This window comes from Streptomyces sp. NPDC002911, assembly GCF_053591835.1.
The window spans coordinates 111495-126905 of the sequence record NZ_JBSFUO010000005.1; the positions used below are offsets into that span (position 1 = coordinate 111495).

Annotated in this window: 12 protein-coding genes; 4 read left to right on the forward strand and 8 right to left on the reverse strand. The window is 70.6% G+C overall.

Annotation, left to right across the window (positions count from 1 at the left end):
- Positions 1-22 precede the first annotated feature (22 nt).
- The 8 genes from ACWD04_RS10420 to ACWD04_RS10455 form a co-directional block, all read right to left on the reverse strand.
- Complete coding sequence (locus ACWD04_RS10420) at positions 23-1027, reverse strand: sugar phosphate isomerase/epimerase family protein (protein ID WP_451130175.1); 1005 nt, start codon at positions 1025-1027, stop codon at positions 23-25.
- 12 nt (positions 1028-1039) lie between these two features.
- Positions 1040-2260 carry a Gfo/Idh/MocA family protein gene (locus ACWD04_RS10425; protein WP_451130177.1) on the reverse strand — a complete coding sequence of 407 codons (1221 nt, stop codon included), beginning with the start codon at positions 2258-2260 and terminating at the stop codon, positions 1040-1042.
- Positions 2261-2307: 47 nt separating this feature from the next.
- Complete coding sequence (locus ACWD04_RS10430; protein ID WP_451130179.1) at positions 2308-3345, reverse strand: substrate-binding domain-containing protein; 1038 nt, start codon at positions 3343-3345, stop codon at positions 2308-2310.
- 69 nt (positions 3346-3414) lie between these two features.
- A complete protein-coding gene (locus ACWD04_RS10435; RefSeq protein ID WP_451130181.1) occupies positions 3415-4464 on the reverse strand; it encodes an ABC transporter permease in 1050 nt (349 codons plus the stop codon).
- Complete coding sequence (locus ACWD04_RS10440) at positions 4461-5984, reverse strand: sugar ABC transporter ATP-binding protein (protein ID WP_451130183.1); 1524 nt, start codon at positions 5982-5984, stop codon at positions 4461-4463. Before ACWD04_RS10440 ends, ACWD04_RS10435 begins: the two co-directional genes overlap by 4 nt.
- A 243-nt stretch (positions 5985-6227) precedes the next feature.
- The gene (locus ACWD04_RS10445; protein WP_451130185.1) at positions 6228-7409 is read right to left on the reverse strand and encodes an ROK family protein; all 1182 of its coding nucleotides are present in this window, start codon (positions 7407-7409) and stop codon (positions 6228-6230) included.
- 222 nt (positions 7410-7631) lie between these two features.
- Positions 7632-8309 carry a GntR family transcriptional regulator gene (locus ACWD04_RS10450; protein ID WP_451130187.1) on the reverse strand — a complete coding sequence of 226 codons (678 nt, stop codon included), beginning with the start codon at positions 8307-8309 and terminating at the stop codon, positions 7632-7634.
- Positions 8310-8383: 74 nt separating this feature from the next.
- Positions 8384-9334: a beta-ketoacyl-ACP synthase III gene (locus ACWD04_RS10455; protein WP_451130189.1), complete on the reverse strand. Its 951-nt coding sequence runs from the start codon at positions 9332-9334 to the stop codon at positions 8384-8386.
- 277 nt (positions 9335-9611) lie between these two features.
- On the opposite strand from ACWD04_RS10455, the gene ACWD04_RS10460 reads away from it, so the two are divergent.
- Genes ACWD04_RS10460 through ACWD04_RS10475 form a run of 4 tightly spaced genes read left to right on the forward strand, consistent with a single transcriptional unit; the run spans position 9612 to position 15410 of the window.
- Positions 9612-10601 (forward strand): 2-dehydropantoate 2-reductase, encoded by a 990-nt coding sequence (locus tag ACWD04_RS10460; protein ID WP_451130191.1) that lies wholly within the window; start codon positions 9612-9614, stop codon positions 10599-10601.
- Positions 10598-12553, forward strand: coding sequence for a molybdopterin oxidoreductase family protein (locus ACWD04_RS10465; protein WP_451130193.1), 1956 nt, complete (start codon positions 10598-10600; stop codon positions 12551-12553). Before ACWD04_RS10460 ends, ACWD04_RS10465 begins: the two co-directional genes overlap by 4 nt.
- Positions 12544-14553, forward strand: a complete 2010-nt coding sequence (locus tag ACWD04_RS10470; protein WP_451130195.1) for an NAD(P)H-dependent oxidoreductase subunit E — start codon at positions 12544-12546, stop codon at positions 14551-14553. The genes ACWD04_RS10465 and ACWD04_RS10470 overlap by 10 nt, the downstream gene beginning before the upstream one ends.
- Positions 14550-15410, forward strand: a complete 861-nt coding sequence (locus tag ACWD04_RS10475) for a 2Fe-2S iron-sulfur cluster-binding protein (RefSeq protein ID WP_451130197.1) — start codon at positions 14550-14552, stop codon at positions 15408-15410. Before ACWD04_RS10470 ends, ACWD04_RS10475 begins: the two co-directional genes overlap by 4 nt.
- Position 15411 lies beyond the last annotated feature (1 nt).

Below are 15411 nucleotides of genomic sequence, written 5' to 3' on the forward strand. Positions count from 1 at the left end.
CCCCACGCCCCACGCCCCGGGGTTAGTCGCCCCCTCCGAACGCCGCGTCGAACGACGCGCTGGGCGGATCGAAGTCGAACCGCTTCAGCGAGGCCAGCGCCTCCGGCGCCCCCGTCAGCCGGTCCATACCCGCGTCCTCCCACTCCACCGAGACCGGCCCCTCGTACCCGATGGACCGCAGCATCCGGAACACGTCCTCCCAGGGCACGTCCCCGTGCCCCGCCGAGACGAAGTCCCAGCCGCGCCGTGGATCGCCCCACGGCAGATGGGAGCCGAGACGCCCGTTGCGGCCGTCGAGACGTTTGCGGGCCTCTTTGCAGTCCACGTGGTAGATCCGGTCCCGGAAGTCGTACAGGAAGCCGACCGGGTCGAGGTCCTGCCACACGAAGTGGCTCGGGTCGAAGTTCAGCCCGAACGCGGGCCGGTGGTCCACCGCTTCCAGGGCCCGCTGCGTGGTCCAGTAGTCGTACGCGATCTCGCTCGGGTGCACCTCGTGGGCGAAGCGCACACCCTCGGCGTCGAAGACGTCCAGGATCGGGTTCCACCGCTCCGCGAAGTCCTCGTAGCCGCGTTCGATCATGTGTGGCGGGACCGGCGGGAACATGGCGACCAGGTGCCAGATAGAGGACCCGGTGAAGCCGATGACCGTGTCCACACCGAACGCGGCCGCCGCCCGCGCGGTGTTCTTGATCTCCTCGGCGGCCCGCCTGCGGACGCCTTCCGGGTCCCCGTCGCCCCAGATCCGGCCGGGAAGGATGCCCTGGTGGCGTTCGTCGATCGGGTTGTCGCAGACCGCCTGGCCCACCAGGTGGTTGGAGATCGCCCAGCACTTGAGCCCGTACTTGTCGAGCAGCTGCCGCCGCCCGTCGAGGTAGCCGGGATCCGCGAGGGCCTTGTCGACCTCGAAGTGGTCACCCCAACAGGCGAGTTCGAGCCCGTCGTAGCCGAAGTCGCGGGCGAGCCGGCAGACCTCCTCCAGTGGCAGGTCGGCCCACTGGCCGGTGAAGAGAGTGAAGGGACGGGGCATGCGCGGAACCTCCTAGAAGGGGACCGGGGTGTGTACGGAGTTCTTGGCGGCGCTCTCCTCGACGGCGGCGAGCACCCGCTGCACCTGGAGCCCGTCGGCGAACGACGGTACGGGGGGACGTCCTTCGGCGATCGTGCACACCACGTCACGGACCTGGTGGACGAAGGTGTGCTCGTAGCCCAGACCGTGACCCGGCGGCCACCACGCCTCCAGATAGGGATGCTGCGGTTCGGTGACGAGGATCCGGCGGAAGCCGGCGCTGGTTGCCGGTTCGGTGTGGTCGTGGAAGGAGAGTTCGTTGAGCCGTTCCAGGTCGAAGGCGATCGAGCCCAGCTCGCCGTTGATCTCCAGGCGCAGGGCGTTCTTGCGGCCCGCCGCCATCCTGGTCGCCTCGAAGGAGGCCAGGGCTCCCGACGCCAGCCGCCCGGTGAACAGGGTCGCGTCGTCGACCGTGACCGCCCCCCGCGCGGTACCGTCCCCGGCACCCGAGAGCCCGGCTGCGGTGCCGGTGAGCACGGGCCTCTCCCGTACGAAGGTCTCGCTCACCGCCGACACCCCGACCAGCGGCTCCCCCGCCAGGTACTGGGCGAGGTCGACGATGTGCGCCCCCAGGTCTCCCAGCGCGCCGGATCCGGCGCGCTCGCGGTCGAGCCGCCAGGTGAGCGGCGACAGGGGGTCGACGAGCCAGTCCTGGAGGTAGGCCGCCCGTACGTGCCTTAAGGCGCCCAGCCTGCCCTCCTCGATCAGCGTGCGGGCGTAGGTGAGGGCGGGCACCTTGCGGTAGTTGAAGCCCACGATCGCCACCTGGCCGCGGGCCGCCGCCCGCTCCGCGGCCTCGGCCATGGCTTCCGCCTCGGCGACCGTGTTGGCCAGCGGCTTCTCGCACAGCACGTGCTTGCCCGCTTCGAGCGCGGCGATGGCGATCTCCGCATGGCTGTCGCCGGGGGTGCAGATGTCGACCAGCTGGACATCGTCCCGTTCGATCAGGGCCCGCCAGTCGGTCTCGGCGGCGGCCCACCCGTGCCGCGCGGCGGCCGCGTCGACGGCCGCACGGTCCCGTCCGCAGATCGCGGCGAGAGCGGGTCTCACCGGCAGGTCGAAGACGTGTCCCGCGGTGCGCCACCCCTGTGAGTGGGCGGCACCCATGAAGGCGTACCCGACCATGCCGACGCCGAGCGTCGGGGGCGGCGGCGGTGTCTCGGTCTCCTGCTCCGAATCTTCCCTACGGGCCATGCGGGCTTCCTCCTCGTCGGTGGTTCGGTGGCTGCGGCGGTGCGGGATCAGCTGAAGCCCGTCGGCAGGTACTGGTCGATGTTCTCCTTCGTCACCACGGCCGAGTACAGGGTCAGCGAGGTCGGGATCTCCATCTCCGAGAGGCCGGAGATGCCCTTGCTCTGGCCGAGGGCGCGCGCCAGGTCGATCGCGGAGGCGGCCATCGTGGGCGGGTAGAGCACGGTGGCCTTCAGGACGCTGTTGTCAGCCTTGATGGCGTCCATCGCGGACTTCGCGCCCGCCCCGCCGACCATGATGAACTCGTCGCGGCCGGCCTGCTGGATGGCCCGCAGCGCACCCACGCCCTGGTCGTCGTCGTGGTTCCACAGGGCGTCGAACTGCTTCTGAGCCTGGAGGAGCTGCGCCATCTTGGCCTGGCCCGACTCCACGGTGAAGTCGGCGGCCTGACGCGCCACCAGCTTGACGTTGGAGTAGTTCTTCAGGGCGTCGGCGAAGCCCTGGCTGCGCTGCTTGGTGAGTTCCAGGCTGTCGACGCCGGCGAGCTCGACGACCTTGGCGTTCGGCTTGTCCTTGAGCTGCTCGCCGATGTAGTGCCCGGCGTTGAGGCCCATGCCGTAGTTGTCGCCGCCGACCCAGCAGCGGTAGGCCTGCGGTGAGGCGAAGACGCGGTCCAGGTTGACGACCGGGATACCGGCCTTCATGGCTTCCAGGCCGACCTGGGTGAGCGCCTTGCCGTCGGCGGGGAGGACGACGAGGACGTCGACCTTCTTGTTGATGAGGGTCTTGACCTGGCCGATCTGGGCAGCGGTGTCGTTGGAGCCCTCGGTGGTCTCCAGGGTCACCTCGGAGTACTTCTCCGCCCGCGCCTTGGCCTGCACGTTGATGGCGTTGAGCCACCCGTGGTCGGCCTGGGGGCCGGCGAAGCCGATGGTGACGGGCTTGCCGGGCTTGTCGTCGGCGGCGGGCTGGTTGCTCTGCGCCGCCGCCGCCTCCTTGGGCTCGTTGCTGGTGCAGGCGGTGAGGAAGGCTCCCGCGGAGACGGCCGCGGTGCCGAAGAGCAGTCCTCTGCGGCTGGTTTCTGGCATGGCTGTCAAACCCTTCATCCGGTCTCGTGCCTACGGAACTACGGGGGGCTGATAGGTGACGCGTGGAGGTCAGGTCTCGCCGTTGCGAAGCGTGCGGCGCTGGACCAGGACGGCGGCGACGATGATGGCGCCCTTGGCGATCTGCTGGACATCGCTCTGGAGGTTGTTCAGCGCGAAGATGTTGGTGATCGTGGTGAAGACCAGGACCCCGAGCACGGAGCCGACGATGGTGCCCCGGCCGCCGCTCAGGAGGGTGCCCCCGATGATCGCGGCGGCGATGGCGTCGAGCTCGTACAGATTGCCGTTGGTGTTCTGTCCGGAGCCGGACAGGATGATCAGCATGAAGGCGGCGATGCCGCAGCACAGGCCGGAGAGCAGGTAGAGGTAGAGCCGCTGGCGGCGTACGTCGATGCCGGCGAGCCTGGCCGCTTCCGCGTTGCCGCCGATGGCGACCGTACGGCGTCCGAACGTCGTCCGGTTGAGGATCAGCCAGCCGACGACCGTCACCGCGGCGAAGACCAGGACCAGGGGCGGGATGCCCAGCACGTAGGCGTCGGGCAGGCCCAGGTCGAGGACGGACTGGACGGTGACGATCTGCGTCTTGCCGTCGGTGATCTGCAGCGCGAGCCCGCGGGCCGAGGCGAGCATGGCGAGCGTCGCGATGAAGGGGACCATCCGCCCGTAGGCGATGAGTACCCCGTTGACGAGCCCGGCGCCGAGCCCGACGATCACGGCGGTGAAGAGGATGCCCGCGAAGCCGAAGTCCTGGGTGGCGAGCGTCGTCGCCCAGACGGAGGCGAGGGCCACCATCGCGCCGACCGACAGGTCGATCCCGCCGCCGATGATGACCAGGGTCATACCGACGGTGACGACCCCGATGACGGACGACTGCGTCAGGATCAGCTGGAGGTTCCCGGTGTCCAGGAACGCGTCGGGTTCGGTGAGGCCGCCGACTGCTATCAGGACGGCGAGTACACCGAGCAGCGACAGGTTACGGACATCCAGGCGCAGGCCGAGTGCGCGCAGGCCGCCGGGGGGCGAGGGCGGCGCGGCAGGGGGGCCGGTCACGGTCCCCTTCTCCGTCCCGTGGTGCTGCGCCGACGGCGCGGGCTGTGTCATGACGTCGGACTCCCTTCCATGACGAGGTCGAGGACACGGTGCTCGTCGAGCTCCCTGGCATCGGCCGTGTGCACGACACGGCCTTCCCGGAGCACCAGCACCCGATCGGCGAGGCCCAGCACTTCGGGCACTTCGCTGGAGACGAGCAGAACGGCGAGGCCTTCGTCGGCCAGCCGGCGGATCACGGCGTAGAGCTCGGCGCGGGCGCCGACGTCGACGCCGCGTGTCGGTTCGTCGAGCAGCAGGACCCGGCAGCCACGCAGCAGCCAGCGGGCCAGGACCGCCTTCTGCTGGTTACCGCCGGAGAGGGTGCGGACGGCGGCGTCCGGGTTGTCGGGCCGCAGGGACAGTTCGCGGGTCGCGGTCCTGGCGGCCTCGCGCTCGGCGCCCCGGTCGAGCCAGCCGGCGCGGGCGAAGCGCGACAGGGAGGAGACCGAGACGTTCCGGGTGACGGATTCCGACAACAGCAGGGCCTGCGCCTTGCGTTCCTCGGGGGCCAGGCCGATTCCGGCGGCCACGGCGGCCCGGACGCTGCCGGCGCGCAGCGGTGTGCCGTCGACGAGGACGCGGCCGGCGGTCGGTTTGCGGGCGCCGTAGACGGTCTCCAGGATCTCGGAGCGTCCGGAGCCGACGAGTCCGGCCAGGCCGACGATCTCGCCGGGCCTCAGCTCCAGGTCGACGGGCTCGAACTCGCCCTTGCGGCACAGCCCTTCGATCTTCAGCACCGGATCGGCGATGGGCCGGGCGCCGGGGCCGGGCCGCTCGGGGAAGACGTGTTCGACGTTGCGGCCGGTCATCATGGCAACGATGTCGCGCGTGGGGGTGGACTTGGCGGGGAGCCCGACGGCGACGGCCCTGCCGTCCTTGAGCACGGTCACCCGGTCACCGATGCGGCGGATCTCCTCCAGCCGGTGCGAGATGTAGACGACGGCCACCCCGTCGGCGGTGAGCCCGTCGACGATGCGGAAGAGGTTGTCGACCTCGTCGGGGTCCAGCGCCGCCGACGGCTCGTCCATCACGATGAGCCGTACGTCGTGGGAGAGTGCCCGCGCCATGGAGACGATCTGCTGGTGGGCGGCGGAGAGGTCGCCGACCCTGCGGGCCGGGTCGATCTCCGGATGTCCGAGGCGCTTCAGGAGCGCGGCGGCCTCGGTACGGGCCTCACGGGTCCGGACGACGAATCCGGCGCTGGTCGGTTCGTGTCCGAGGAAGACGTTTTCCGCGACCGACAGGCCTTCCACCAGGTCGAGTTCCTGGTAGATGGTGGCGACGCCCAGGCGCATCGCGGTGATCGGCGAGGAGAGCTGGACGGGTTCGCCACGCCAGGTGATGGCGCCGCCGTCGGGCTGGTGGGCCCCGGCCAGCACCTTGATGAGGGTGGACTTGCCGGCGCCGTTCTGGCCGAGGAGGCAGTGGACTTCGCCGGCCAGCACCTCCAGGTCCACGCCGTCGAGGGCGCGCACACCGGGGAACGATTTGGTGATGCCGGACATCGTGAGCAGGGGTGGTTCTGGTGCCATGACGAATCCCCTCGGCGGGTGGGTCCCCCCTGCTCGAAGCCGAGAGCTCGGGGAAGGCCGGTGAGCGGGCAGGGCGCAGTGCCGGCGGTGCCGTACTGCTGACGGAACTGCTGGGTGCTACTGCTGTGTTCGTGCGGTGCGGTCCTGGGTGCTCGTGCTGTGCGGTCCTGCGGGCGGAGCTGGGAACAGCTGCTTACGGAGGTGACTGCGGTACGCGTGCCGAACGGCGCGCCGTGCCTGACATCAGGCCGGCGAGAACAGGTGGTCGCTGATGAGCCTGGCCCCGCCGGTCACTCCGGCGACAGGCCCCAGCTCACCGAGGACGATGGGGAGGTTGCCCGTGGCCAGCGGCAGGGACTGCCGGTAGACCTGAGTGCGGATACTGGCCAGCAGATTGTGGCCGAGCCCGGTCACTCCGCCGCCGATCACGACGAGGCCCGGGTTGAAGAAGCTGACGAGTCCGGCGATGACCTGGCCGACCCGGTTACCGCCCTCGCGGATCAGGTCCAGCGCCGTGGGATCTCCGGCCGCCGCGGCGGCGGCCACATCGACGGCCGTGAGCTTCCCGGCCTTGTCCAGCCGGGCCGCCAGCTCCGCCGACCGGCCGCCACGGGCCGCGTCCTCGGCGTCGCGGGCGAGTGCCGCGCCGCTGAAGTGCGCCTCCAGGCAGCCCCGGTTGCCGCAGGCGCAGGCGCGCCCGTCCGGTTCCACCTGGATATGGCCGATGTCTCCGGCACTGCCCGTCGTACCGCGGTAGACGTCGCCGCCCACCACGATGCCGCAGCCGATACCCGTACCGATCTTGACGCAGAGGAAGTCGCCCACGGAACGGGCTACGCCCGCGTGCTGCTCCCCCAGCGCCATCAGGTTCACATCGTTGTCGACCATGACGGGGCAGCCGAGTTCCTGACTGAGTGCCTCCCGGACGGGGAAGCCGTCCCAGCCGGGCATGATCGGCGGTGCGACCGGGACACCCTCGGGAAAGCGGACCGGTCCCGGTACGCCGATCCCGGCGCCGTCGAACCCTTCGGCGAGCCCGGAGGCCCTGAGCTTGGCCGCCATGGCCAGCACTTGTTCGAAGATGGCGACGGGCCCTTCCCGTACGTCCATCGGATGGTTGAGATGTCCGAGAACCTCCAACTCGGCGTTGGTGACGGCCACATCGACGGAGGTGGCGCCGATGTCGACACCGAGGAAGCGCAGTCCGGGAGCGAGCCGGATGTTGTGGGAGCGTCGGCCGCCGCGGGAGGCGGCGAGTCCGTCGGCCACGACGAGCCCGGTCTCCAGAAGCCGGTCCACCTCGACAGCGAGCTTGGAGCGTGAGAGGTCGACCTGATCGCCCAGCTGTGCGCGGGAGTTGGGCCCTCCGTCGCGCAACAGCCGGAGCAGTCGCGCCTGGTGCGTGTTCGCGGGTCGTGCCGTCATGCGCCTCACGCGTCCCTCCCCGCCACATCGGCCAGTCCGTCGGGCTTTCGAGGGGAACGTAGCAGCGGTTTACCGGAGTGGGAAGAAGTTGCGCAGGAATCCGCTCCAACTTTTCCCACACTCAGGACAAAGGTGCGCCTCGCGGACGGCCTGGAGCCGCCGGCCGTACGCGGCCGCGAAAAAGCCGGGGCGCACCGGCCCCGGCCTTCGGTCTGGCGATGATCAGCCCTGATCGCGCTGGTGATACGTCTGACGGGTGTGCTCGGTGTGCGCCCGCATGATCTCGGTCGCCCGCTGCTCGTCCCTCGAGGCGACCGCCGCGATCAGCTCCCGGTGCTCGATCCAGGACTGGGTGCCGCGCTGGCGGGCCACCGGCGTGTAGTACCAGCGGACCCGGCGGTCCACCTGGGCGGCGAGCTCGGACAGGACGATGTTTCCGGCCAACTCCATGACCTTGGCGTGGAACGCGGCGTTCGTCGCGACGGCGAGGTCCACGTCGTCGGCGGCGACGGCCCGCTCCCCCTGGGAGCACAGCTCCTCCAGAGCCTCGATGCCCGGCCGCCCGGAGTTGGCGGCGGCCAGCCGGGCGGCCTCGGCCTCCAGCAGGGTGCGGACCGAGAGCAGCTGGTCCGCCTCCTCCTCGGTGGGCTCATGGACGAACGCCCCCTGCGCGGGGCGCAGATCGACCCAGCCCTCGGTGTTCAGCCGCTGGAGCGCCTCACGCACCGGCTGCCGCGACACCCCCAGATGCCCCGCCAGTTCACTTTCGACCAGATGCTGGCCGGGACTGAGGGCGCGCGTGGTGATCAGCTCGAGGAGCGTCTCGTAGACGCGCTCGCGCAACGGCCCCGGCCTCTCCAGCTTCGGCACCGTTCCTTGCGGCAGTCCTGCGGACAACATCGCGGTCCCCCTCCGGGCGCCGGGCAATTGCTTATCGTCTACAGTCTACTGAGCACAATGCCATGGCGGGGGCATCAGGGGCAGCGGATCACCTGACCCGCGTACGAAAGATTCCCGCCGAAGCCGAAGAGCAGGGCCGGCGCGCCGCTCTCGACCTCACCCCGCTCCACCAGTTTGGACAGGGCCATCGGGATCGACGCGGCCGAGGTGTTTCCGGAATTCACCACATCCCGGGCGATGACCGCGTTGACCGCGCCGATCTTCCGCGCGACGGGTTCGATGATCCGCAGGTTGGCCTGGTGGAGCACCACCGCGGCGAGGTCCTCGGGTGTGACGCCGGCCCGTTCGCAGACCTTGCGGGCGATCGGCGGCAACTGCGTGGTGGCCCAGCGGTAGACGGACTGCCCCTCCTGCGCGAACCGCGGGGGCGTGCCCTCGATCCGCACGGCATTGCCCATCTCCGGCACCGAGCCCCACAGGACGGGTCCGATCCCGGGCCTGCCACCCGCGTCCGGGTCGGCGACGACGACGGCTGCCCCCGCCCCGTCACCCATCAGGACGCAGGTGGAGCGGTCCGTCCAGTCGACGATGTCGCCCATCTTGTCGGCGCCGATCACGAGGGTCCGGGTGGCGGCTCCGGCCTGGATGGCGTGGTCGGCGGTGGCCAGCGCGTGAGTGAATCCGGAGCAGACCACGTTGATGTCCATGACGGCCGGCGAGCCCATGCCCAGGCGGGCGGCGACCCGGGCGGACATGCTCGGCGAGCGGTCGATGGCCGTGGAGGTGGCGACGAGGACCATGTCGATGTCCCCCGGCTGCAGCCCGGCCGAGGCGAGCGCCTTGGCCGCGGCGTGCGCGGCCAGTTCGTCCACGGATTCGTCGGGGCCGCCCACGTGCCGGGTCTTGATGCCGACCCGACTGGTGATCCACTCGTCGCTGGTGTCGACCATGGCCGCCAGATCATCGTTGGTGAGGACCTTGGCAGGCTGATAGTGGCCGAGCGCCACGACACGTGAGCCGGTCATGTGGGGGTTCCCCTCGCTACGTTTGGCAGGAACTATCCAGTCTTGGTTGCTACCGATCGGTACAAGGGCACGTAACCCCACAGGAATACGGGCCCGAGCTTGGAGCGTCTCGAACAGCTTCCCGGGAACTCTCGCGGACACCTGGCGGCCACGCCGGGATCGCGGACGGACAAGGCACTCACTGTCACGAGTATTGACCCCTTCCAAAAGAATACTGTAGACAATATTCTGTCGACTTGACACCCTCGCTCGGTCCTCTCACCGAACGGAGAGCCCCGTGAAAGTCGCAGTTGTCGGCGCCGGAGCCATCGGCGCCTATGTCGGGGCCGCGCTCCACCGCGCAGGCGCCGAGGTCCATCTCATCGCCCGGGGTCCGCATCTGGCGGCCATGCGCCGCGACGGCGTCCGCGTGCTCAGCCCGCGCGGTGACTTCACCGCTCGGCCCGCCGCCACCGACGATCCGTCGGAGGTCGGGCCCGTCGACTTCGTGTTCCTCGGCCTCAAGGCCAACTCCTACGCCCTGTCGGGACCGCTGGTCCATCCACTGATGCACGAGGACACCGCGGTGATAGCCGCCCAGAACGGCATCCCCTGGTGGTACTTCCACGGCCTGGCCGGCCCGTACACCGGCCGCCGGCTCGACAGCGTCGACCCGGCGGGCTCGGTGACCGCCGCCTTGCCGCCCGAGCGTGCCATCGGCTGCGTGGTCTACGCCGCCACCGAGATCGAGGCGCCGGGCGTCGTACGCCATCTCGAAGGCACCCGGTTCTCCATCGGCGAGCCGGACCGGTCGGTGTCCCGACGCTGCCTTGACTTCAGCGCGGCCATGGTCGCGGGCGGACTCAAGTGCCCCGTGGAGTCCGATCTGCGCAACGACATCTGGATCAAACTGCTCGGCAACATCTCCTTCAACCCGATCAGCGCGCTGGCCCGCGCCACCATGGGCCAGATCTGCCGCCATCCGGACACCCGCGCGCTCGTGGAGTCGATGATGCGGGAGACCCTCGCAGTGGCGGCAGCGGTCGGCTGCCGCCCCGAGATCTCCGTGGAGCAACGCATCGCGGGCGCGGAGCGCGTCGGCGATCACAAGACATCCACTCTCCAGGACCTGGAGAAGGGCAAACCCCTCGAACTCGACGTGCTGCTCGCGGCCGTCATCGAGCTGGCCGAGCTGGCCGGAACGCCCGTACCGACGCTGCGTGCCGTGCACGCGCTCGCCGATCTCCTCGCCACCACGTCCTCGGCACCGGCAGGGAGCGCACGATGAACACCGAACGCAACAGCGGCAGGAACCGCAGGGGCCGGCAGCCGAAGACGTACGAACGCCTCACCCACCCCCTCGTCCGCGGGAACGACGGCGTGCTGCGCCGGGCGAGCTGGGACGAGGCACTGACGCGGGCCGCTGCCGGATTCCGGCGGACCCGCGAGGCGTACGGCACCGATGCCTTCGCGATGCTGTCCTGCGCCCGGGCCACCAACGAGATGAACTACGTGGCCCAGAAGTTCACCCGCGTCGTGATGGGCACCAACAACGTCGACTCCTGCAACCGCACCTGCCACGCACCGAGCGTCGCGGGACTCTCGGCCGCCTTCGGCTCGGGCGGCGGCACCTCCTCCTACGAGGAGGTGGAGCACACCGACCTGATCGTGATGTGGGGCTCCAACGCCCGTTTCGCGCACCCGATCTTCTTCCAGCACGTGCTGAAGGGCATCCACAACGGGGCTCGGATGCACGCCGTCGACCCGCGCCGCACCTCGACCGCCGAATGGGCGGAGAGCTGGCTCGGCCTCGATGTCGGCACCGACATCCCGCTCGCCCACGCCATCGGCCGCGAGATCATCCACGCGGGACTCGTCAACCGGGCCTTCGTCGACCGCGCGACCAGCGGGTACGAGGAGTACGCGGCGCTCGTCGAACCCTGGACCCTGACCGCCGCGGAGAAGGTGACCGGCGTCCCGGCCGAAGCCATCCGGGACCTCGCCCACGCCTACGCCACGGCTGAACGCGCCCAGCTCTGCTGGACCCTGGGCATCACCGAACACCACAACGGCACCGACAACGTCCGCGCGCTGATCAACCTCTCCCTGCTCACCGGCCACGTCGGCCGGTACGGCTCCGGGGTCCAGCCCCTGCGCGGGCAGAACAACGTGCAGGGCGGCGGCGACATGGGCGCCATCCCCAACAAGCTGCCCGGCTTCCAGGACATCCTCGACCCGCCCGTCCGGCAGAAGTTCGAGCGGTCCTGGGACACTGTCATCCAGCCGCACTACGGCAAGACCCTGACCGAGATGTTCGAGGCCATGGAGACCGGCGAACTGCGCGCGGTGTACTGCATCGGGGAGAACCCCGCGCAGTCGGAGGCGGACAGCGACCAGGCCGTGCGCCGGCTGGAGGCCCTGGACCATCTGGTGGTGCAGGACATCTTCCTGACGAAGACCGCCCAGCTGGCCGACGTCGTCCTGCCCGCCACCGCATCCTGGGCGGAGACCGACGGCACGACGACCAGCAGCGAGCGGCGCGTCCAACGCGTCCGGGCAGCGCTCGTGCCGCCGGGCGAGGCCCGCGAGGACATCGACATCATCTGCGCCATGGCCGGACATCTGGGCCACGACTGGAAGTTCGAGGACGCCGAGGCCGTCTGGAACGAGCTGCGGTCCCTGTCGCCCGACCACTTCGGGATGACGTACGAACGGCTCGCGGAGCACCAGGGGCTGCAGTGGCCCTGCCCCGACACGGAGAAGCTGCCGGCCGGCTTCCTGCACGCCAGGCTCTGGGAGACCGATCCCGGGCGGCGCGGCCCGGCGGCCCCCTTCGGCCTGGTGCAGCACGACCCGCCCGTCGACCTCACCGACGAGTCGTACCCGCTGAGGCTCACGACAGGGCGGCGCCTCGACTCGTACAACACCGGCGTCCAGAGCAGCGGTTACGCGTCGCCGCTGCGCCGGGGCGAGTACATCGAGCTCTGCCCGGAGGACGCGGAGTCCTACGGCGTCGCTGTGGGCGAGGAGGTGCGGGTCGCGTCCCGGCGGGGCAGCGTCACCGCGCCCGTCTGGATCGACCCCGGGCTGCGGCCGGGTCTGGCCTTCATGACGATGCACTTCCCGGACGAGGTCGACACCAACCAGCTGACCATCGAGGCGAACTGCCCGATCGCCGGCACCGCCGAATTCAAGGCCTCCGCCGTACGGATAGAGAAGCTGGTGCCCGCATGGACCTGAGGTACACCGACGCCGTCCCCTCCGACGCCGAACGGGAAGCGGTGGACACCCTGCTGGGGCCGCCGCCGTCCGGCTGGGAGGGGGCCGCCGAGCGCTCGGACGAGGACCTGCGCTGGGCGAGGGGCGGTGCCGCGGCGGCCAAGGACCGCCGCGACCAGCTGCTGCCCGCGCTGCACACGGTGAACGACCGGGTGGGCTGGATCAGCGAGGGCGCGCTGGACTACATCTGCCGGCGGCTGACGGTGCCCCCCGCCGAGGCCTACGGCGTCGCGACCTTCTACGCCATGTTCTCGGTGCGGCCCCGCCCGGCGAAGGTGCTGCACGTCTGTACGGACCTGGCCTGTGCGGCCCGAGGCTCGGCGGCCGTGTGCGCGGACCTCACCGAGCGCCTGGGCGCGCCGGGTACCCCGGCAGAGGGCGCGGTCTGGCAGGAGAGCCCCTGCCTGGGCCTGTGCGAACGGGCCCCGGCCGCGCTCCTGCTCCAGGCGGGGGCCGATCCAGCCCCTCCGACTCCCCCAGCCGATCCAGCCCCTCCGGCCCCTCCGGCCCTTTCAGCTTCTCCGGTCCCTCCAGCCCCTCCGGCGTTTGAGGAGCGGGGGTCCGGGGGCGGAGCCCCCGGAAACGGGAAGAGGCGGGCGGGGGAAGAGCCCGTCGCAGGCGCCACCCGCTGCACCGCCGCGCTCGCCCCCGCCACCGCCACGGCACTGGTCAGCGCGGTCCGCGCACCCCTGGAAGCCCCGGAGGAGCCCCCGGCCGCCGCGGCCGTCCCCCAGGCCGGCGACCCCGCCCTCGTGCTCCTGAAGCGGATCGGCACCGTGGATCCCGCCTCGCTCGACGACTACCGCTCCACCGGCGGCTACACCGCACTGCGCCGCGCCTTCACGCTCGGCCCGGCCGGGGTGATCCGCGAGGTGCTGGACGCCGGGCTGGTCGGCCGGGGCGGCGCCGCCTTCCCCACCGGACGCAAGTGGCAGGCCACCGCCCAGCAAGCCGACGGTCCGCACTACCTGGTGTGCAACGCCGACGAGAGCGAGCCCGGCACCTTCAAGGACCGGGTGCTGATGGAGGGTGATCCGTACGCCCTGGTCGAGGCGATGACGATCGTCGGCTACGCGACCGGCGCCCACCAGGGCTACATCTACCTGCGCGGCGAGTACCCCCGGGCGTACGAACGGCTCGCCCACGCGCTGGCGAGCGCCCGCACGCGGGGGCTGCTCGGCCCCGACGTCCTGGGCCAGGGGTACGCCTTCGACGTCGAGATCCGGCGCGGCGCGGGTGCCTACATCTGCGGCGAGGAGACCGCCATCTTCAACTCGATCGAGGGGCAGCGCGGCGAGCCGCGCTCCAAACCGCCCTTCCCGGTGGAGAAGGGCCTCTTCGGCAAGCCCACCGCCGTCAACAACGTCGAGACGCTGGTGAACGTGCTGCCGATCCTGGAGCACGGCGCCGCCGCCTACGCCGCGACCGGCACGGAGACCTCCACCGGCACCAAACTGTTCTGCGTCTCCGGCCAGGTGGCCCGCCCCGGCATCTACGAGCTCCCCTTCGGCGCGAACCTCCGGGAGCTGCTCGACCTCTCGGGCCCGCCCGACCGGCTGCGGGCCGTGCTCCTCGGCGGGGCCGCAGGCGGCTTCGTACGCCCCGACGAGCTGGACATCCCTCTCACCTTCGAGGGCACCCGGGCCGCCGGCGCGACGCTTGGTTCGGGAGTGGTCCTGGTCCTCGACGACTCGGTGGAACTCCCCCGCGTACTGCTGCGCATCGCGGAGTTCTTCCGCGACGAGTCCTGCGGCCAGTGCGTGCCCTGCCGGGTGGGCACCGTCCGCCAGGAGGAGGCCCTGCACCGGATCGCGGACCGTACGGGCGCGGCGGCCGCCGAGGACATCGCGTTGATGAGAGAGGTGGGGCAGACCATGCGGGACGCCTCGATCTGCGGTCTGGGACAGACCGCGTGGAATGCCGTCGAGTCCGCCATCGACCGTCTGGGGGTCTACAAGTGACCGCTGTGCCGCTTCAGCCGCCGCGCCGACTCGTCACGTTCACGCTGGACGGTGAGGAGACCCGGGTCCCGGAGGGCTCGACGATCCTGGACGCCTGCCGGACGGCGGGCAAGGACATCCCGACCCTGTGCCAGGGAGACACGCTCACCCCGAAGAACGCCTGCCGGGTGTGCGTGGTCGAGGTGGAGGGCGCCCGCACACTGGCCCCGGCCTGCTCGCGCCGCGCGGAGCCGGGCATGACGGTCCGCACGGACACCGAGCGGGCCCGGCACAGCCGGAAGGTGGTCCTGGAGCTGCTGGCCTCGTCGACGGACCTGTCGACGACCCCACGGGCCGAGGAGTGGATCAAGGAGTACGAGGCGAAGCCGGACCGCTTCGGTGCGGACGCCGCCCGGATGAACGAACAGCCGAAGATCGACAACGATCTGTACGTCCGCGACTACGACAAATGCATCCTCTGCTACAAGTGCGTGGACGCCTGTGGCGAACAGTGGCAGAACACGTTCGCCATCGCCGTCTCGGGGCGCGGTTTCGACGCCCGTATCTCCACCGAGCACGACGCCGCGCTTCCCGACTCGGCCTGTGTCTTCTGCGGGAACTGCATCGAGGTGTGCCCCACGGGCGCGCTCTCGTTCAGCACGGAATTCGAGATGCGGGCCGCGGGGACGTGGGACGAGCTCGCGCAGACGCAGACCACGACCATCTGTGCCTACTGCGGTGTGGGGTGCAACGTGACCCTCCACGTGCAGGACAACGAGATCGTCAAGGTCACCTCGCCGCACGACAACCCGGTGACCCATGGCAACCTCTGTATCAAGGGCCGTTTCGGCTACCAACACGTACAGAATCGGGATTGAC

What these genes read in the sequence shown, in the direction of transcription:
- ACWD04_RS10445 (WP_451130185.1), bottom strand. Translation starts at nt 7,409, where the DNA reads ATGACGGCACGACCCGCGAACACGCACCAGGCGCGACTGCTCCGGCTG.
- ACWD04_RS10465 (WP_451130193.1), top strand. Translation starts at nt 10,598, where the DNA reads ATGAACACCGAACGCAACAGCGGCAGGAACCGCAGGGGCCGGCAGCCG.
- ACWD04_RS10420 (WP_451130175.1), bottom strand. Translation starts at nt 1,027, where the DNA reads ATGCCCCGTCCCTTCACTCTCTTCACCGGCCAGTGGGCCGACCTGCCA.
- ACWD04_RS10435 (WP_451130181.1), bottom strand. Translation starts at nt 4,464, where the DNA reads ATGACACAGCCCGCGCCGTCGGCGCAGCACCACGGGACGGAGAAGGGG.
- ACWD04_RS10430 (WP_451130179.1), bottom strand. Translation starts at nt 3,345, where the DNA reads ATGCCAGAAACCAGCCGCAGAGGACTGCTCTTCGGCACCGCGGCCGTC.
- ACWD04_RS10425 (WP_451130177.1), bottom strand. Translation starts at nt 2,260, where the DNA reads ATGGCCCGTAGGGAAGATTCGGAGCAGGAGACCGAGACACCGCCGCCG.
- ACWD04_RS10440 (WP_451130183.1), bottom strand. Translation starts at nt 5,984, where the DNA reads ATGGCACCAGAACCACCCCTGCTCACGATGTCCGGCATCACCAAATCG.
- ACWD04_RS10450 (WP_451130187.1), bottom strand. Translation starts at nt 8,309, where the DNA reads ATGTTGTCCGCAGGACTGCCGCAAGGAACGGTGCCGAAGCTGGAGAGG.
- ACWD04_RS10455 (WP_451130189.1), bottom strand. Translation starts at nt 9,334, where the DNA reads ATGACCGGCTCACGTGTCGTGGCGCTCGGCCACTATCAGCCTGCCAAG.
- ACWD04_RS10470 (WP_451130195.1), top strand. Translation starts at nt 12,544, where the DNA reads ATGGACCTGAGGTACACCGACGCCGTCCCCTCCGACGCCGAACGGGAA.